Consider the following 17782-nt stretch of genomic DNA (forward strand, 5'->3'; position numbering starts at 1 on the left):
TGCATATGTGTAATATAAAATCCTGTTTGGCCGTATGGATGTGTGGCTGCTCAGCAGTTTAGACGTATATGCTTCCGCATGATGGCTATGCCGATACCTGCAATTTCCAGCCCTGCGCCTCCTGCTGCCGTTCCCACAGGCGTGAATACAACCCCGCCCGCGCAATCAGTTCCTGATGGTTTCCCTGTTCCACCAACCGCCCGTTATCCAGCACCAGGATCAGGTCGGCATGGCGAATGTTTTTTAGCCGATGAGCGATCGCGACGACGGTGCGCCCCTGCGCCAGCTCGGTCATCGCCTGCTGAATCTCGGCTTCCGCGGAAGGGTCGACGCTGGCGGTGGCTTCATCCAGCAACAGTATCGGCGCATTTTTCAGCAGCGCCCTGGCGATGGAAATCCGCTGGCGCTCCCCGCCGGATAGCGAGCCGCCGCCTTCGTCCAATAACGTGTCGTATCCCTGCGGCAATGCCTCAATGAAGCGGTGCGCCTGTGCGCGTTGCGCCGCCTCAATCGCTTCTTCCCGGCTGGCGTCCGGTCTGCCGATGCGCAGATTGTCCAGAACCGAACCAGAGAACAGCAGCACATCCTGGAAGACCATCGCCACATGTTGATGAAGCTGGTCGGTGCCGATATCGCGCAGATCGACGCCGCCGAGACGGATCCGGCCGGCGCGCACGTCCCATAAACGGGCGATCAGATGCGCCAGCGTGCTTTTACCGGCGCCGCTGGGGCCGACGATAGCGGTAAAGCGGTTGGCGGGGATCGCGCAGGAGATATCGTTAAGCGTCTGCGACGAATCGTTGCGATCGTCATAGGCGAAGTCGACATGTTCGAAAATGATCTCCTCTCCCTGCGGAGGCAATGGCGAAGCGGGTTCCGGCAGCGCTTTTTCCGCCAGCAGGGATTCAATGCGCATCAGCGATCGACGGGCGAAGCGCAGCATCAGCGTAGACAAACCAACGTCGAATAGCTGGCGGTATACCGGCAGCGCCAGTATCAGGAACAGGATCAGTACGTCCGGGGACAGGGTATGGTCGCCCAGCCACCAGACGCCGGCCAGCACCAGACTGATATAGCCCATTTCCAGCATAAATCCGTAACCGGCCAGCCAGGGCGCGGGTTTGGACTCCACGGCCAGCGCGGCGTCATGGTGTTCGGTCAGAATTGACGCCAGACGTCGCCAGGCCTGACCAAAGCGCCCGAAGCTGCGGATGACCGCAATGCCTTGTACGTATTCCAGCAGCGCGGACTGCGCGGCCATGCCGGAGGCGATCATCTGGTCGCCGGGACGCGCCGCCATGCGTTGACTCCAGCTCAGCATCAGCAGCGCCAGCGGAATGCCGGCGCAGGTTAATAGCGCCAGATGCCAATCTACCCACAGCAGGAACAGCATGAGAAATATCGGCATCGCCAGACCGGACACGAACACGCCTAAAAAATGCGACCAGAGGTGCTCGATCAATTCAAGGTCCGACGTCAGACGCGCGGACAGATCGCCGCCGCGTTGCCGGTTGAACCAACCCATCGGCAGTCGCCCCAGATGGTCGGCGACACGCAGCCGCGCTTCGCCCATCATGGCGTAAGCGCCGCTGAAGATCAGCGGCATGCCGCAATAGCCGGCGACGATGCGCAACGCCACGCTGGCAAGCATCGCCAGACCATATTCGATCGATTGCGCCGGGGTGTTGACGCCGGCGAAAACCTCGCGCAGCAGACCATAGAGCGCCATGTAGAAGAGCGCGGAAAAAAATCCTTCCGCCACGCACCACATCAGGCCGCGCACTAATCGCGGGTCGCGGACGCCGGATAAGCGAAAGCCGGACTGTACCAATTCACGAATCATTTATTTTTCCTCCCCGGCGCAAGTCTTGTCCGCCGGTTTACCGAGCGACCAGGATTCAGCCTGGATATAATCGTGCCACAGCCGCTGATAGGCCGGGCAGGTTGCCAGCAGCGCGTCATGGGTTCCCTGTCCCGCCACCCGGCCTTTTTCCAGCACCACGATATTGTCGGCATGCATAATGGTGCCAAGACGGTGGGCGATCATTAATACCGTTCTTCCCGCGCAGAGGCGGCTCAGCGCCTGCTGTATCAGCTTTTCGTTTTCCGCGTCGATACTGGCCGTGACCTCGTCAAGCAACAGGATGGGCGCGTTTTTAAGCAACGCGCGGGCGATGGACAAGCGCTGGCGCTCGCCGCCGGACAAGCTGGCGCCGCGTTCGCCCAGCATGGTTGCGTAACCCTGCGGCAGCGCGCAGATGAAATCATGCGCCTGAGCGGCCCGCGCCGCGGCCTCGATCTCCGCATCGCTGGCGTCCGGGCGAGCCAATGCCAGGTTGTCGCGTACGGTGCCGTGCAGCAGAAAGACCTCCTGAAAGACAATGCCCAGACGGGCCAGCAGGGCATCCAGCGGCCATTGGCGGATGTCCACGCCGCCGATGGTCAGACTGCCGGATTCAAATTCGTAAAGACGCGCCACCAATTTAACCAGCGTGCTTTTGCCTGAACCGCTGGCGCCGACCAGCGCGGTCAATTGACCGGCTCGGGCCTGAAAACTGACGCCGTTCAACGCCAGTTGCGCGTCGTACCGCTGACAGAGATCGGTAAATTGGATATCGAGCGCGCCGTCGGGGACGGGCGCGCCGGCCTGATTCGGCAAGGGGGGAACGGCGAGAATGTCGTTGATGCGTTCCAGCGCCGCCATGCGCTGCATCTGTTCGCCCATCGCAAAGGTCAGGCGCAGCAGCGGGGATAAGACCGCCGGCGCCACCAGCAGAAACATGACGAACGTCGGGCGATCCAGTTCGCCGCGCGCCAGCATCCAGGCGCCGAGCGGGGCGACGACCAGCAGGTTAACGGATAGCAGCGTGGTAAACAGCACCCAACCGCCGGTGCTGTTTTTGGCGTAAGTCTGAACCCAGTCGACGGCGCGGTGAATGGCGTCGGCGAGATCGCCGAACGAGCGCGACGTCAGCCCGAAACTCTTGATGACGTGTACCCCGCGGATATATTCGCCGACCTGATTGGCGATGCGCTTTTGCAGTTCGTTCCATTCCCGAATCTGCGTGCGTGAGCGCCGTATCATCCACCACTGAGCCAGCATCGCCAGCGGCAGCGGTATCAGCGCGGCCAGCGTCAGCGGCCAGTCGGCGGCGAACAACAGGATTAAGGCCGCGACGGGGATCGCCGCGGCGGCGGCCGCATCGGGCAACATATGGGCGAAGAAGCCCTCAAGACTATTGACGTCGTCATTCAGCACGCGTCGCAGGCTGCCGGTTCCACGCCGGGCGAAGAAGGAGAGCGGTACTTCCCCCAGCCGTTTCGCCATGCCGATTTTTAATCGATACTGAATATGAAAAGCGCCGATGTGGGCCAGAATATGGCTGATCGCCATACAGGCCCAGCGCAGCGCCAACACCGCCACTGCCCAGCCGATCAGTCGCCAGACCGCGCTCATATCAGGCTGGGCGGAGAAAAGCTGTACCGTGATGAGATAGATGATCCAGAACGGCGCCACGCTCAGCGCGGCCGACGCAATGGCGGTAATAATGGCGCCGCCGAGCGGGTAGGGCGCAAGCGTGATTAAGTGTAAAAATCCCCTGGGGGTCAGATCGGTCGGACGGCTTCCCGTTCGATGCTTCATAACGCGCATCCTTGGTTTCATGTGAAAAATGGGATGACGATCATGATGGCGGCGGCCCCGGCGTCGAGCTACCCGATTCGGTACGATTTCCCCCCCGATAAGGATTTATTTATGCGCGACCGGCGCGGGTCTTGCTTTTTATTTGAAAACAAGAATTGTTTGCAATGGCGTGTCTTGCGTTAAGCCTGGTTATACAATGGGGTTATAAATGCGGTGCAACGCAAAGGAAACAGTATGCAAGATATGAAGTCAGGCGCGTTACCGACCACCTCGGGGTTTCTCTGTCCGCCAGGCATGAAGGTAAAAACGCTGGAACTCTATCCCGGCATGGAGTTGTCCCTCGTCACCTCCCGTACCGCCCAGACGCTGTCGGCGGTGACGGAAGGCGCGGGACAGACCGCCCGGATTCATTTTAATTGTCAGCTCAGCGGTCAGACGCGAATTGCCTGCCGCGAGCAGCGTCTGGAACTGGCGCGCGGTCGGGCGCTGACGACCTTTATTCCCGATGGCCTGTTCCGGGTGCAGTGCAGTCCCGACTGGAGAAACATCGAACTGAGGATCTCTCCGCCGTTGCTCATGGCGCTGGCGGGCGATGATTATGCAGGCGGGTACGACGATTATCGCGAGCAAGACGGTCTGCTTTGCCACGCCTGCGGTCAGCGCATTATCGATTCGGCCGAACGTCTCAGTCGTTTGCTGATGAGCGATCATCCTTCGGTACTGCTGGCGCATTCGGCCGCACTGGAATTTCTGGCCTGGAATTTGATGTCCGTCCGCGCCGTAAGGCCGCATGACGAGACAATCTGCGGCCGTGAGCGGCGGCGGCTGCAACTGGCGCGAGAACTGCTGCTCAAGGATTTAAGTAAACCGCCGACCATCGCACAATTGGCGCGCCGGAGCGGGCTAAATCAACAGAAGATTAAACGCGGATTCAAGCAACAGTTCGGCGTTACCCCTTATGCGCTGTTCCAGCGTAAACGCATGGAGTATGCGCGAGACCTGTTGGCGCGCCATGGCGTAACGGAAACCGCCGCGCTGCTGGGCTACAGCAATCCCTCTCATTTCAGCGCCGCGTTTCGCAAACAATTCGGCGTACTGCCGAAGGACGCGAGGCGGTGGTGCCTGTAACGCATTCGGCATCCAGCGAAAAAATCAACCCGGCGATTAGCCGCTTAGCGATATAGCCATTATTTGGCTAAGGTTTTTCATTATTGGTATTTTACCTGATGACGTAAATCAGGATTAATACTCGGGAGGAAGCAGCGCCGGCGGCTAAGACGCGTATTACCTTATCAAATGACGTCAGATTATCTTGACCGGTTGAATATAAATATAATAGAGAGAGGATTAATCATGACCCATTATCGTTGTTGTAGCGACTCCACATTTTGTTTAAGCGATTTTTATTGGCTAATGACCGGAGTCTGCCATGAGCAATATCACATCTCTACCCATTCTGGACTTGTCACAGCTTGACGGTAATACGGAACAGCGGGCGAATTTTCTGGCCAAACTGAACCGGGCCGCCCGGGACGTCGGTTTCTTCTATTTAGTTCATCATGGCATCGATACCGCGCAGCTACAGCGCGTGCAGCAACTGGCGAAAGCGTTTTTTGCTTTGTCGGAGGCGGAAAAACAGCGTGTCGCCATGATTCATTCCCCCCATTTTCGTGGTTATAACCGGGCCGGCGCCGAGTTAACGCGCAGCCAGCCGGACTGGCGCGAGCAATTTGATATCGGCGCCGAACGTCCCGCGTTGCATCTGTTGGCCCACGATCCCGCCTGGCGTCGGTTGCAGGGGCCGAACCTCTGGCCTGCGGCGCTGCCTGAGTTGAAAACCACCCTGTTGCACTGGCAGCAAGAGATGACGCGCATGGCGTTGCGCCTGCTGCGGGCGTTCGCCGAAGCGCTGGAGCTGCCCGTCACCGCGTTTGATGCGCTGTACGGCGCAAAACCCAACGAACACATCAAATTGATCCGCTATCCCGGCCGGCCGCATGACGGCGGTCAGCAGGGCGTCGGCGCGCACAAGGACTCCGGTTTTCTCAGTTTTTTACTCCAGGATAATCAGCAAGGCCTTCAGGTGGAAGTCGAACCGGGGCGTTGGATCGATGCGTTGCCGCTGGCCGGTTCTTTTGTCGTCAATATCGGCGAACTGCTGGAGCTGGCGACCAACGGTTATCTGCGGGCGACGGTTCATCGGGTGGTTTCTCCGCCGCCGGGACGGGAGCGTCTGTCCATCGCTTTTTTCCTCGGGGCGCAGTTGGATAGCGTGGTGCCGGTTTATCAATTGCCGGACCATCTTGCCGTCCAGGCGCTGGGACCGACCAGCGATCCCCTGAATCCCCTGTTGCGGGATGTGGGGTGGAATTATCTCAAGGGACGCTTACGTTCCCATCCTGATGTCGCGACCCGATATTACGGTGATGTTTTGCAAGCCAAAGAAACGATAACTATCTAAAAATAAGGAATATCCGTATGAAAAACCATGTCATTTTCTCTTTGGCAGGGCTGGCGTTATCCGTCGGTCTGGCGTTTTCGGCCCAGGCGGCGCAAGCGCTGCGGGTGGCGGCGGATCCGGTGCCGCATGCCGAGATTCTGGCGCAGGTGAAAAAAATCGATCCGTCTCTGGATCTGAACATCGTGGAACTGACCAGCGGCGTTAACGCCAACGAGCTATTAGCCCATGGCGATGTGGATGCCAACTATTTCCAACATGTGCCTTACCTGCGCGATCAGGAAAAAGCGCTCGGTAAGGAATTCGTGGTCGCCGCGACGGTGCATATCGAGCCGCTGGGGATCTACTCCAGAAAGTATAAAACGCTGAACGAGGTGCCGAATAACGCCACGGTGGCGGTGCCGAACAACGTGACCAACCTCAGTCGCGCGCTCTATTTGCTGCAAAGCGAGGGACTGATAAAGCTCAAGAGCGGCTATAACGATCCGGCGACCGCGCAGGCGACGCCGAAGGATATTGCGGAAAATCCCAAAAATCTGAAGATTACGGAAATTGAGGCGGCGCAACTGCCCCGTTCGCTGGATGATGTGGCGCTGGCCGTCATCAACGGCAACTATGCGCTGGAGGCGGGGCTGGTGCCGGCGAAAGATTCCCTCGGGCTGGAAAACGCCGCCGATAACCCGTATGCCAATATTCTGGTGACGACGCCGGCGCTGAAGGACGATCCGCGCATTAAGCAGTTGGCGAAAGATCTGGAGTCCAGCCAGATAGCGGATTTCATCAATAGCCGTTACAACGGGTCGGTGATACCGGTTGCAGGGAAAAAGTAATGATCGTTATCGACAGGCTTGGTAAACATTACGCCGAAAGCGCCCGACCGGCGCTGGATAATGTGTCGTTAACCATTCCCGACGGGTCGGTTTACGGCATTCTGGGCCGCAGCGGCGCGGGGAAAAGCACCCTGATCCGCTGTCTTAATCTGCTGGAACGGCCCACGTCGGGCCGTATTCTGATGGACGATCGCGATATCACCACGCTGTCGCCGCAGGAACTGCGCCGGCATCGCCAGCGCACCGGCATGATCTTCCAACATTTCAATCTGCTGCATGCCCGCAACGTGCGGGATAACGTGGCGGTTCCGCTGGAAATCGCCGGCGTCGCCAGCCCGCAGCGGGCGGCCAGAGTGGAGGAGTTGCTGGCGCTGGTGGGGTTGAGCGACAAGGCGCGGGCGTATCCGTCGCAGCTTTCCGGCGGACAAAAACAGCGGGTCGGGATTGCCCGCGCGCTGGCGGCGCGGCCGCAGTATTTGCTGTGTGACGAAGCCACCAGCGCTCTCGACCCGGAAACCACGGAGTCGGTGTTGTCGCTGCTGGCGGATATTAATCGCCAGTTAGGATTAACCATCGTCCTTATTACGCATGAACTGGCGGTGGTCAAGGCCATCTGCGATCACGCCGCGCTGCTGGAAGCGGGGCAGGTGGCGGAAAGCGGATCGCTGCGATCGCTGCTCTCCAATCCCGATTCGCGCTTGCGTAAGGCGCTACTGCCGGATTATGCCGCCGAACGGGCTTTTTTACAGCGTCATGGGGTGGAGGATATCCGCTTATGCAAAGTCGCCTGAGTTGGGAGGAGTTTTATTCCCTGATGCTGAACGCCACGCTGGAAACGCTGTATATGGTGGGGTTGGCCGCCTTGTTCACGGTGCTGATCGGGTTGCCGGTGGGCGTCGTGCTGTTTATCAGCCGTCACAACGGCGTGTTGCCGTTGCCGTGGGTAAACCGCGTGCTGGGCGGCATCATCAACATCGGGCGTTCGCTGCCGTTTGTGGTGCTGCTGATTGCGCTGATCCCGTTTACGCGTCTCATCGTGGGAACCACGCTGGGCAGCACGGCGGCGGTGGTGCCGATCACCATCGGCGCGTTTCCTTTCTTCGCCCGCGTGGTGGAAAATGCGCTGGATGAAGTCGATCGCGGGCGGGTGGAAGCCATTCTTTCCATGGGGGGAACCGCCTGGCATGTCGTCAGTAAAGTGCTGCTGCCGGAGGCGCTGCCCGCCATTCTGGCCGGAATAACCCTGACGATAGTGATGCTGATCGGCTTTTCTTCCATGGCCGGGGTTATCGGCGGCGGCGGTTTGGGCGATCTGGCTATCCGCTATGGCTACCAGCGCTTTAACGATCAAATCATGGCCGGCACGGTTATCGTCCTGATTGTGCTGGTGCAGCTGGTGCAGTCTTTCGGCGACCGCCTTGTGCGCTCGCTGGCCTATCGTCGTTAATCCGCCGCTATTGTCAGAGGGCGTTGCCGGGGGGTATCTTGTGCCGTCGGTCATTTCCCGGAGGCGATTTCCCTATCCCTGGATGGAGTGCAGCCTGATCAGGGCGCGATGACCTGTGACTGAGGGATAAAGGAAACGCGCATGATTGATGAAAACCGGCTTATTCAGTCCGTCGAACGGGCAATGTCCCTGCTGGAGGCGATGGCGGCGGCCGGCGGCGAAGCGCGGCTGGTTGATCTGGCGACGCACCTGGGGCTGCATAAAAGCACGCTGCACGGCTTGCTGAATACCTTGTCCGCCATGGGCTATGTCACCCGCCGCGATACCCGCTATGCGCTGGGGCTGCGCCTGAGGGAAATCGCTCAGCCGCTGGCCGACGCGGACGCCGCGTTGCGTCGCGCATTTTCCGGCGCGCTGCGGGCGATGGCGCAACACAGCGGTGAAACCTGCTACCTGGCCGTACCCTGCGGCACGCGCGAATATCTCTATATTGACGCGCTGGAAGGCAACGGCAGTCTGTGCGTTCCCAGTCCGCGCGGGCGGCGCGAGGGGTTAACCACCTCGGCGATCGGCAAAATATTTCTGGCTTATGATCCTGAGCTGATGCGTAGCTTGCGTCGTGCCGGGCTGGTATCGCCCGCGCTGGAAAAAGAGCTGAAAACGATTCAGGCGCAGGGTTATGCGCTGGATCTGGAGGAGGCCGAACCCGGTCTGAATTGTCTGGCGTTGCCTTTACGCCAGCAGGGGCGCGTGGCGGCGGCAATCGGCGCCGCCGGACCCGCCTGGAAACTGCGCGAATCGGTGCTGCGCCGTTTGGCAACCACCGCGATGTATTGAATGTTCGGCATTATCGAACTTTGTCCGCCAACTTGTCCGATGCTATTCCCACCATCCCTTCCTTATCGGCATTATCGAACGCTCTAATGGTTTTATCAGGAGTTTTCGTATGTTTGAGTCTCTTTCCCGACAGGTTATCGAACGCGCCCGGTCGCTGGCGTGTGAGCAGGGTTTCGCCGTTTGCATCAGCGTGGTGGACGATAGCGGCCTGTTGCGCGCGTTTCTGCGTATGGATGATGCCGTTCCCGGCGCAATCGATGTTTCGCTAAAGAAAGCGCGTACCGCGGCGCTGTTTCGGACCGATAGCGGCGAGATCGGCGCCGCCGCACAGCCGGGCGGGGCAATCTATACCCTGGAGGCCACCAACGGCGGGCTGATCAGCTTTGGCGGCGGCATTGTATTGCACGACGCTCAGGGCAAGGCGATCGGCGCCGTCGGCGTGGCGGGCGCCACGGTAGAGGACGATCAGGCTATCGCGCTGAAAGCGGCGGGGCGCGTATGAGCCGAGCGACGCAGGTACATCCCGGTATCTGGGCGCTTGCCGTTACCGCCTTCGCCATCGGCGTGGCGGAGTTTATCGTCGTGGGCGTATTGCCCGCCATTGCGCGGGATTTTAATGTCCCGCTGTCAACGGCGGGCGGGCTGGTCGGGATCTATGCGTTGGCGCTGGCCGTGGGGACGCCCGTTGTCGTATTGACGCTGGCGCGCTTGCCGCGTAAACCGGTGATGCTCGGACTGATAGCGGTTTTTCTTGCAGGCAATATATTATCGGCGCTGGCCGCCGACTACGCCATGCTGCTGGCCGGACGTATTCTGACTGCGGTCGCGCACGGCAGCTTTTTCGCCATCGGCGCGACGGTGGCGGCGCGGCTGGCGCCGGCAGGGCAGGCGAGTCGCGCCATTGCGCTTATGTTCGCCGGGCTGACCCTGGCGATGGTGATCGGCGTGCCGCTGGGCAGCCTGATTGGCAACGGTATCGGCTGGCGGCTGCCGTTCTACGCCGTTGCGCTATTGGCCGCTATCGCCTGGCTGGCGACGGTATTCTGGGTGCCGACGCTGGCGGCGAAACCTGCCGGCGGCGTCGCGACGCAGTTGGCGGCGTTGGCCCAGCCGGCGCTGCTGTTGATGATGAGCGTCACTATCCTGGGATTCGGGGCCAGCTTCGCCGCTTTTACCTTTGTTACGCCGATTTTGACGGAGATTACCGGGTTTTCATCTTCCAGCGCCAGTTTATTGCTGGTGGTATTCGGTGTCGCCACCCTGATCGGCAATCTGGCCGGCGGGCGTCTGGCTTCCGCGCTCGGCTGGCAGGTTGCGCTGAAGCGAATGTTGCTCTTGCTGCTGTTGACGCTCATTGCGCTGGCGTTTCTGATGCCTTATCCGTTGCCGATGATGGTGGTGTTATTTGTCTGGGGCGCGCTCGCTTTCGGTTTATCGCCGGGATTTCAGGCGGGAATGCTGGACACCGCCGAACGCTATACGCCGCAAGCGGTGGACTTTGCCTCGGCGTTGAACATTTCGGCGTTTAATTTAGGGATTACGTTGGGCGAGAGCGTCGGCGGCATGATGGTCGCCCGCGACGGGCTGACGCTGACGCCCTGGGCGGGCGTGGCGCTGGCGGCGCTGGCGCAACTGCCTCTGGGCTGGCTGGTGTTGAAAAACCGGCGCTTCGCGGCCTATTCATCCGGAGCCGATGCGAACCGCTGAATAATTAAGCTGGGCGGGCGATGAAAAGCGCCCGCCCGTTTGTTATGTCTGCCGCCATACTGCGAGTCGCCGGCGTGTTGGGGTGCGGAATGATTAGGGTATGGCGGTTGTTTTACTGATTATGGTGATTCTGTTTTTCCAGATACATATTTTTATCCGCTTCTTCCATTAATGATTTCAATGTCGACTGCTTATCCGCAATGGCGACGCCGATACTTAACGTCATTTTGATGGTGATGCCATCGGGCAAACAGATAGGTTCGCTCATTTTATTTTTGATTTTCCGTATTGTGGCGTCGATCAGATCCCTGTCTTGCGTCGTGGAACAGATAAACAAGGCAAATTCGTCGCCGCCCAGACGCGCGGGCAGCGACGCCTTACCCACGCACTGTAATAAACGGTTGGCGATGGTGACCAGAACGTCGTCGCCGGCGGCATGTCCATAGGTATCGTTAACCGGTTTGAAATGATTGCAATCGATAAAAAGTAAAGCGATCTGGGCGTTGCCTTTTTTATCTCTGAGCAAATTTTCCAGCGTGCTACAGAATGCCGCTCTGTTGGCTAACCCTGTCAGCGAGTCGCGGCGCGAACGTTTTAGCAGGGAGTCGTTTTCTTTCAACATCTGGCTTTGCCAATGTTCGATTTCTTCAATTAAGCTATTGAAGTCTTTACTCAATGTATCAATTTCCACTATTTTACCCGCGGGCGCCCGTCGGGAGAAATTACGGTTTTCCCTGATATCATGCACCGCGGCGGTAATATTTTGCAGATCGAAAACCAGCCCCTTATGCAGACGACGGGAAATAAAAATAGCCAGGACGGAGGCTAAAATAATGCACAGGGTCAGCGCGATTAACGAGAAATAAACGAACTGTTTTATCGTCGCATCCGCACCGGAGATTTCAATGTAGCCCACTAACTTGTCGCGATGATAAATAGGCTGAATAACCGAGTGCGGAAATAGCCAGCGGATGATTATTTTGTCCTGATGATCCAGCGTGAGGCTGTCGGTCGCCCGCCATTCGGTCAGTTTTCTCCCCTGAACATCGGTCACGGTGGCCACGCTGAATTGCCCCTGTTGACCAAGATTGGCTAATATTTCTTTGGTGGCCAGGCCGTCCTGAAATACCACGGCGGCTTCCACGCTTTGACTCAGGGTATAAGCCAGAACTTGCAGGCTTTTTTCCGTATATTGCTTAAGCGAAACCAGCGAAGCGGTGGTAATCAACATCCACGAGACCATCATCGTAATAAAGATGCTTACCGCGCTGATGCGGGTCAAGGCAGACCTGAAGGTTATTTTCCTTGCCTGACGGGAAGTAAACATGCCTTTATTATTCATGATCTTCATTCTGTGGCCGTGCGAGAATTAAAACCTCAGGGGTAACCCTGATACCCGTTCGAAACAATGCATCCCAATTAACGGCAAAGCTGACGGTTTTATTGGCGAATACCAGACAAAATGCGCTGCCGTTGCCGCATTCCTGGTTTTGTTCGGCAATGGTCAATAATGGATGATCCTGATAGCGTTCAGTGATGATTAACTGTTCCGCTGCGGATTCTCGACCAAAATACACGGCGTCGCATCGAGATGGCGGCATATCACGACTATTTTTCAGTACCACGGCATTAAAAACCGGCCTCTTTTGCGTCTCCGCCGGCGCGGTTATGGCGGACAGAAAGTAGGCGGATGAAAACACGCACAGTGTGGGGGGATTATCCGACGCCGGCCAGTGTGAATAACTGATGATGCCCGCTACGGTCTGATAAACCCTCTCTGCCGGCACCTGCGACATCTCATATTCTATTCCGGACGCCGCTCTGGCTGAAACGATCGCGATGGACAGTAAAAATGGGAGTAATACGGGCCATTTTTTCATCATTCCTTGGTTCAACCTTGTAAAAAAATACTCGCTCGAATAGGGGGCAATATATTTAATCCCCGCTATTCTAGCCAGCGCTTTTTAAGTTACGCCGAGACGGCGCCGGCGAAGAAAACGTTTTGACGCGCCACGCTCTGGCTTTACTTTCGCATTTACATATCCCGACTTCCTGATACAGTCAAAAAACGCGATCCGCCCGTTGAGATTGCGATTTTCTATACGCAGGGAGAAGTCTCGTTTGGATATTTTAGCAATTAAATTGGTGGTTACGCCGATTCTGATGCTTGTCGTTTCCTTAGCGGTAAGAAAGTGGGGAGGGTTTGTCGGCGGTTTACTCTCAGGCATGCCGTTGACGTCTGGCCCGGTCGCGCTGTTTCTGGCTATCGAACAGGGGCCGCAATTTGCAACCCAGGCTGCATCCGGATCGCTGTCGGGGCTGGCGGCGGTGCTGATGACCTATCTTTTCTACCTGGTTATCGCCCGCTCGCTTGCTGTGACGGCGGCCTGCGTCGCCGCGCTGGCCTTTTTTGTCGCGATTTCTCTGCTGCTGCTGATTTCCGCTGCTCCGCTGGGGGCGATTATTATCAGTCTGGCGGCGATTGCGATGATTGTTCGCTTAACCGGTCGGGTAGAGCGGAAAGCCGTCACATCGCCGGCGCCGTTTTGGGATATCCCTTTGCGCATGTTGACTTCAACCGCGATGCTTTTCGCTATTACCGGTTCGGCGCACATCATCGGGCCGCATGTCAGCGGCATTTTGTCGCCGGTGCCGGTGATCGCCTGGCCGTTAACGGTATTCGCCCATGTTCAGGGCGGTCGCGGTGAAATGGCGGCAGTGGTGCGTGGCAATGCGGTCAGCGCGTTGGGCGTCATCATTTTCTATGTGACGATCGGGGAACTGCTGCTTAAGGTCGGGTTATTGACGACATTTGTCGTAGCCTTCGCCGCTTCCATATTGGCGACGACGCTGCTGGCCGAAATCATGCGACGTTCGGTGAGAGCGACTACCTGAATACATTTGCCGTCACCGCGTCTGCTCAACAAATCAGCGCGTCATGGCCGAGTTAACATGACATACCGGTCGCGCCGGTCACTGACTTGGGTATGCTTCTGCGGATTAATGAGAGACTTCCTGTCTCTCACCGTAAATTTGCTCCTGACGATTTATCACTCGGCGGTTGTCCTCCTGCCTCTCGAATTATTCAGGGTAGATGGCTATCCTCGATTAAGAATACGGAGAAAATCCTGTTTATTTGAAATAAGAGAGAGTGCATTGGCAATGATTTCGTCACTAAAAATCGATGCGACTTGTTTTAGGACATCAATATGCTCTTTCTCTTTAGCGATAACGCCAATCGCGATAAACATGACGCTGCTGTTGCTTCTATCCCAAATAACGCCATCGGGAAACTGAAAAATCTCAACGCCTTTTTTTACAATGATATTGGTGGCCGATTTCGGCAGGTGAGGCAAGGTAATGCCATTTCCCAGAAAGGTGGAGACCTGTTGTTCTCTTTCATTGAGAAAGGCAACGCAATCCTGGCTGACATAGCCTTTTTCTTTAAAAGATTTACCGACCATGGATAGGACTTCCGCTTTGTTTTTTGCCTGACAGCCTAAATGAAGATTATTGATTGTAATATCATCTATCATGTTCTGTACCCTCTGCTATATAACCGTCATATTTCAAGCTGCTGTGCGTTCGCTTCATGACTCGGCCCCTCCCTGAGCCTCGCCGTAAAGGGTCATGAGCAAAACGACGATCTGTTGTCCCGCATCTCGAATTGTTTCCTGCTATATAACTTGTTTGTTTTCATATGGAATCGCGTTGACTATTGTCCAGCGGACAGCTCTTCCTCTAATTGCTCCAGTGATTTATTCGAGGTTTCCGGCAAGGCGTATATGACAAAGATAATAGCCAGATAGTTGATGACGGCCAGTATCAGGAATACGGGGCCTAAACCGAGTTCCGCCTGAAGCACCGGGAATAAATAGCTGACGATAGCATTCATAATCCACATGAAAAATACGGATATTCCCATGGATAGTCCGCGGATTTTTAATGGGAACAGTTCAGCTAACACCACCCAGGTCAGGAAACCCATGGTACATTGCATCACACCGACGAATAATGCGCCCAATAGCCAGATCGCCGTGGCTTTTACATCGCCGGTCAGGGTGTAGTCAGCGGCGGCAATGACCAGATGCAAGGTTGCCATAAGAGCAAACCCACTGACGATTAGCGTTTTCCGTTTAAACCGGTCAACCAGGAAAAGCACCCCGATCAACATACCGCCGACGGAGAATACGCCGTTGAGCACATTACATATCAAGGATGTTCTTTCTGAAAAACCCGCGGTACGCAGTATTTCCGTACCATAATACATAATAACGTTAACCCCGGTGGTTTGTTGGGCGGCGGCCCAGACCATGCCCACCAGAATGAGTTTGAAAATCCAGGGCGTATTGAGAATGATCGACAGCGAGCCTTTCGTATGCAGCTTCTTTTCCGCTTCGATATTAATCAACGTCACGATATCTTCAAATTCTTTAACCGCTCTTTCTACCGGCCGAATTTGTTTTAAAATGGCTAAGGCTTCTTCTCCGCGATTTTTGCTAACCAGCCATCGGGGGCTTTCCGGCGAACGCCACATGCCGATGAGCAATCCAATGGCGGGCAATGCCTGAACCATTAACATATATCGCCAAACATCCGGGAGATGTCCCCAGACATAACCAATAACGGCGTTAACGGCAAACGCGGATAATTGGCCGATGACGATGGCCACTTCATTTAATCCTGTCAGCTTTCCTCGCATTTCCGTTGGCGCGACTTCAGATATAAATGTAGGCGCCGTAACCGATGCGCCGCCCACGGCATAGCCGAGTAAAAATCGGGCAATCAACAGGTTGGTGATATTGGGCGCCAGCGCAGACATAAATGCGCCGAACAAGAAAAGGAATGATAAATATAATAAATATTTTCGCCGACCAATATAGTCGGCCAGTTTGCCGCCACAGACGCTACCCAGTGCGGCGCCGATTAAAAGTACGCTCATGACGAGGCCTTCGGTCGTCGGCGTGAGCGCCATATTTTCTTTCAGGGAAAGGAAGGCGCCGTTAATTACGCCCGTGTCATAACCAAAGAGTAGGCCTCCGAATGTGGCGACTAATGTTATTTGATGCAATCGTTTTCGCTGTTGTATATTGAGAACCATAGTTAGCGACATATCTTTACCTTTTATTCAGTTAATCATGTGATGCCAAAAACCCCTTAATATATTCATGTTAATGGTTGTTACACCTTATGAATAAAAGGCGGTGAGGGTTCTTGGTTCTGTGAACGATTATTTGGCTAAATTTTTATATCAATAAAGTTGATAAAATTTTTATTAATATGATTGCCACCGAAGGTTTTATTTTCTGCGCTTGCTTACTATTTTATTGTTTTCTTACTTTAAGTTTTAACGCCATCGGCGTTCCTTCGCTGATTCGGTAATGGCCTCCAGCACTTGAGAAACTCGTCATTCATCATTTATTCCCTTTGCTATTCCATAGCCGCAAGGCAAAACGCGCCTTGCGGGGAGTCATATATCGTCATTAAATATCGGCGACCTCGCGAATATAACGCCTGGCTTTAACGGCATATTCAAAAGGATTGGCTTTGGCGGGATCTTGTTCGGCCTCGACCACGATCCAGCCCTGGTAACCAAAATCCTCCAGTAACTTAAAGACCGGCCTGAAATCAATCACCCCGTCGCCCGGTACGGTAAAGGTTCCTTTTTTCACGCCATCAAGGAAACTTAATTTATGGGCGCGAACCTCGGCGACGATCTCGTCGCGCACATCTTTCAGATGAACGTGGTTGATGCGCGGCAGGTATTTGCGCAGGATTTGCAACATGGCTTCCTGCGAACCTTCCGAGTAGTAGGCGTGGCCGGTGTCATAGAGCAGGTAAACATCATCATTCACCAGCGCCATGAAACGATCGATTTCCTCAGCAGTCTGAATGCCGGTACCCATATGGTGATGCAGGCCGACGGTCATATTTTTTTCAGCCGCGAGATCCGCCAATTCATTATACCCGTCGGCCACTAAGCGCCACTCTTCATCGGTAAAGATAGGCCGTCCTTCCAGTACCGGCTTTGGCGTACCCTGGGTACTGCGCGACTGCTCGGAACAACCAATGACGGTTGCCCCCATGGCATGAAGAAAATCCCGGTGAGTGATAAACTCATCAAGGGTTTTGGCTTTTTGTCCGTCGGCAAAAAACGTACTGAACCAGGCATTGCAGATTTGAATGCCGCGTATATCCAGCATCGGTTTGAGAACCTTGGGATCCCGCGGATATTTACTGCCCACTTCGCTGCCGGTAAAACCCGCCAGCGCCATTTCGCTGACCGTTTGCTGAAATGTATTTTCCTTTCCTAAATCGGGCATGTCGTCATTGGTCCAGCCGATGGGGGCTATGGCGAGTTTGACTTTATTTTTATCCATAATAAATACACCTCGAATAGAGCGGTAATTGAGAAATTTCCTCATGGTTGCTCATTGCGTGTCACAAGGGACATGACGCCTTAATTTCGGCGCGTAAACCAGCGTATCCCGATTGCCATACTGGAAAAGGTAATCGTGATGCATACCGATTCAGAGTATCTGTTCTGTCTTCCTGCATAAGAATATATCTTTCATATTTCTTTAGTGCAGAAAAAATATTCCATTTTGAGATAAGGATCATATATTAAAAGGCATTTATTTCGTCTGAATCTGCTTGCCTACTGACTTTATGGCGGTATTTACTGTGATCGCGATGATAAATAAACCTATTTTTTATAAGGTTACGTGATGGCGTTTGCCGGGCTTTTATTAAGACCTGGATGTGTGGGCGTTATAAAAATGGTCGGCAGTGATGATGAATAATGAACGCGATACGTTTTTTATCAAAATTTTTAAAAAATTAAATTCCATATTGAAATA

The 17782-nt window shown here is 55.4% G+C and carries 16 protein-coding genes; 9 read left to right on the plus strand and 7 right to left on the minus strand.

Going from position 1 to position 17782, the window contains the following annotated elements:
• Positions 1 to 85 precede the first annotated feature (85 nt).
• A complete protein-coding gene (locus ABRZ28_RS13010) occupies positions 86 to 1843 on the minus strand; it encodes an ABC transporter ATP-binding protein (RefSeq protein WP_330520452.1) in 1758 nt (585 codons plus the stop codon).
• Entirely contained in the window at positions 1844 to 3643 is a 1800-nt protein-coding gene (locus tag ABRZ28_RS13015; RefSeq protein WP_330520453.1) for an ABC transporter ATP-binding protein, read from the minus strand.
• Between the two features lie 234 nt (positions 3644 to 3877).
• On the opposite strand from ABRZ28_RS13015, the gene ABRZ28_RS13020 reads away from it, so the two are divergent.
• The 8 genes from ABRZ28_RS13020 to ABRZ28_RS13055 all read left to right on the plus strand — a co-directional run bounded on the left by ABRZ28_RS13020 (position 3878) and on the right by ABRZ28_RS13055 (position 10922).
• The gene (locus ABRZ28_RS13020) at positions 3878 to 4771 is read left to right on the plus strand and encodes a helix-turn-helix transcriptional regulator (RefSeq protein ID WP_330520454.1); all 894 of its coding nucleotides are present in this window, start codon (positions 3878 to 3880) and stop codon (positions 4769 to 4771) included.
• Positions 4772 to 5072: 301 nt separating this feature from the next.
• A complete protein-coding gene (locus tag ABRZ28_RS13025; RefSeq protein ID WP_319604845.1) occupies positions 5073 to 6104 on the plus strand; it encodes an isopenicillin N synthase family dioxygenase in 1032 nt (343 codons plus the stop codon).
• Positions 6105 to 6121: 17 nt separating this feature from the next.
• Positions 6122 to 6931 carry a MetQ/NlpA family ABC transporter substrate-binding protein gene (locus tag ABRZ28_RS13030; protein ID WP_319604844.1) on the plus strand — a complete coding sequence of 270 codons (810 nt, stop codon included), beginning with the start codon at positions 6122 to 6124 and terminating at the stop codon, positions 6929 to 6931.
• Entirely contained in the window at positions 6931 to 7722 is a 792-nt protein-coding gene (locus ABRZ28_RS13035) for a methionine ABC transporter ATP-binding protein (protein WP_330520455.1), read from the plus strand. The genes ABRZ28_RS13030 and ABRZ28_RS13035 overlap by 1 nt, the downstream gene beginning before the upstream one ends.
• Positions 7707 to 8378 carry a methionine ABC transporter permease gene (locus tag ABRZ28_RS13040; RefSeq protein ID WP_330520456.1) on the plus strand — a complete coding sequence of 224 codons (672 nt, stop codon included), beginning with the start codon at positions 7707 to 7709 and terminating at the stop codon, positions 8376 to 8378. The genes ABRZ28_RS13035 and ABRZ28_RS13040 overlap by 16 nt, the downstream gene beginning before the upstream one ends.
• A gap of 141 nt (positions 8379 to 8519) precedes the next feature.
• Entirely contained in the window at positions 8520 to 9215 is a 696-nt protein-coding gene (locus tag ABRZ28_RS13045; protein WP_319604841.1) for an IclR family transcriptional regulator, read from the plus strand.
• 109 nt (positions 9216 to 9324) lie between these two features.
• Positions 9325 to 9717, plus strand: a complete 393-nt coding sequence (locus tag ABRZ28_RS13050; RefSeq protein ID WP_319604840.1) for a GlcG/HbpS family heme-binding protein — start codon at positions 9325 to 9327, stop codon at positions 9715 to 9717.
• Positions 9714 to 10922, plus strand: a complete 1209-nt coding sequence (locus tag ABRZ28_RS13055) for an MFS transporter (RefSeq protein WP_319604839.1) — start codon at positions 9714 to 9716, stop codon at positions 10920 to 10922. Before ABRZ28_RS13050 ends, ABRZ28_RS13055 begins: the two co-directional genes overlap by 4 nt.
• 112 nt (positions 10923 to 11034) lie before the next feature.
• Here the strand turns inward: ABRZ28_RS13055 and dgcN are convergent, their stop codons facing one another.
• Together dgcN and yfiR are read right to left on the minus strand one after the other, a co-directional pair.
• Entirely contained in the window at positions 11035 to 12264 is a 1230-nt protein-coding gene (dgcN, locus tag ABRZ28_RS13060; protein WP_319604838.1) for a diguanylate cyclase DgcN/YfiN, read from the minus strand.
• Positions 12257 to 12805 carry a regulatory sequestration protein YfiR gene (gene yfiR / locus ABRZ28_RS13065; protein WP_319604837.1) on the minus strand — a complete coding sequence of 183 codons (549 nt, stop codon included), beginning with the start codon at positions 12803 to 12805 and terminating at the stop codon, positions 12257 to 12259. The genes dgcN and yfiR overlap by 8 nt, the downstream gene beginning before the upstream one ends.
• Before the next feature lie 238 nt (positions 12806 to 13043).
• Between yfiR and ABRZ28_RS13070 the strand changes: the two genes are divergently transcribed.
• On the plus strand, positions 13044 to 13817 hold the full coding sequence (locus ABRZ28_RS13070) for a hypothetical protein (protein ID WP_330520457.1): 774 nt from the start codon (positions 13044 to 13046) through the stop codon (positions 13815 to 13817).
• 203 nt (positions 13818 to 14020) lie between these two features.
• On the opposite strand, the gene ABRZ28_RS13075 is transcribed toward ABRZ28_RS13070, so the two are convergent.
• The 3 genes from ABRZ28_RS13075 to iolE form a co-directional block, all read right to left on the minus strand.
• Entirely contained in the window at positions 14021 to 14458 is a 438-nt protein-coding gene (locus tag ABRZ28_RS13075; RefSeq protein ID WP_319604835.1) for a PTS mannitol transporter subunit IIA, read from the minus strand.
• Positions 14459 to 14637: 179 nt separating this feature from the next.
• Positions 14638 to 16035 (minus strand): sugar porter family MFS transporter, encoded by a 1398-nt coding sequence (locus tag ABRZ28_RS13080; RefSeq protein WP_319604834.1) that lies wholly within the window; start codon positions 16033 to 16035, stop codon positions 14638 to 14640.
• A gap of 370 nt (positions 16036 to 16405) precedes the next feature.
• Complete coding sequence (iolE, locus tag ABRZ28_RS13085; protein WP_319604833.1) at positions 16406 to 17302, minus strand: myo-inosose-2 dehydratase; 897 nt, start codon at positions 17300 to 17302, stop codon at positions 16406 to 16408.
• Between the last annotated feature and the right edge of the window lie 480 nt (positions 17303 to 17782).

It is taken from the genome of Brenneria sp. g21c3, from assembly GCF_040240345.1.
Taxonomy (GTDB): Bacteria; Pseudomonadota; Gammaproteobacteria; order Enterobacterales; family Enterobacteriaceae; genus Brenneria.

What these genes read in the sequence shown, in the direction of transcription:
- ABRZ28_RS13010 (WP_330520452.1), bottom strand. Translation starts at nt 1,843, where the DNA reads ATGATTCGTGAATTGGTACAGTCCGGCTTTCGCTTATCCGGCGTCCGC.
- ABRZ28_RS13015 (WP_330520453.1), bottom strand. Translation starts at nt 3,643, where the DNA reads ATGAAGCATCGAACGGGAAGCCGTCCGACCGATCTGACCCCCAGGGGA.
- ABRZ28_RS13020 (WP_330520454.1), top strand. Translation starts at nt 3,878, where the DNA reads ATGCAAGATATGAAGTCAGGCGCGTTACCGACCACCTCGGGGTTTCTC.
- ABRZ28_RS13025 (WP_319604845.1), top strand. Translation starts at nt 5,073, where the DNA reads ATGAGCAATATCACATCTCTACCCATTCTGGACTTGTCACAGCTTGAC.
- ABRZ28_RS13030 (WP_319604844.1), top strand. Translation starts at nt 6,122, where the DNA reads ATGAAAAACCATGTCATTTTCTCTTTGGCAGGGCTGGCGTTATCCGTC.
- ABRZ28_RS13035 (WP_330520455.1), top strand. Translation starts at nt 6,931, where the DNA reads ATGATCGTTATCGACAGGCTTGGTAAACATTACGCCGAAAGCGCCCGA.
- ABRZ28_RS13040 (WP_330520456.1), top strand. Translation starts at nt 7,707, where the DNA reads ATGCAAAGTCGCCTGAGTTGGGAGGAGTTTTATTCCCTGATGCTGAAC.
- ABRZ28_RS13045 (WP_319604841.1), top strand. Translation starts at nt 8,520, where the DNA reads ATGATTGATGAAAACCGGCTTATTCAGTCCGTCGAACGGGCAATGTCC.
- ABRZ28_RS13050 (WP_319604840.1), top strand. Translation starts at nt 9,325, where the DNA reads ATGTTTGAGTCTCTTTCCCGACAGGTTATCGAACGCGCCCGGTCGCTG.
- ABRZ28_RS13055 (WP_319604839.1), top strand. Translation starts at nt 9,714, where the DNA reads ATGAGCCGAGCGACGCAGGTACATCCCGGTATCTGGGCGCTTGCCGTT.
- dgcN (WP_319604838.1), bottom strand. Translation starts at nt 12,264, where the DNA reads ATGAATAATAAAGGCATGTTTACTTCCCGTCAGGCAAGGAAAATAACC.
- yfiR (WP_319604837.1), bottom strand. Translation starts at nt 12,805, where the DNA reads ATGATGAAAAAATGGCCCGTATTACTCCCATTTTTACTGTCCATCGCG.
- ABRZ28_RS13075 (WP_319604835.1), bottom strand. Translation starts at nt 14,458, where the DNA reads ATGATAGATGATATTACAATCAATAATCTTCATTTAGGCTGTCAGGCA.
- ABRZ28_RS13080 (WP_319604834.1), bottom strand. Translation starts at nt 16,035, where the DNA reads ATGTCGCTAACTATGGTTCTCAATATACAACAGCGAAAACGATTGCAT.
- iolE (WP_319604833.1), bottom strand. Translation starts at nt 17,302, where the DNA reads ATGGATAAAAATAAAGTCAAACTCGCCATAGCCCCCATCGGCTGGACC.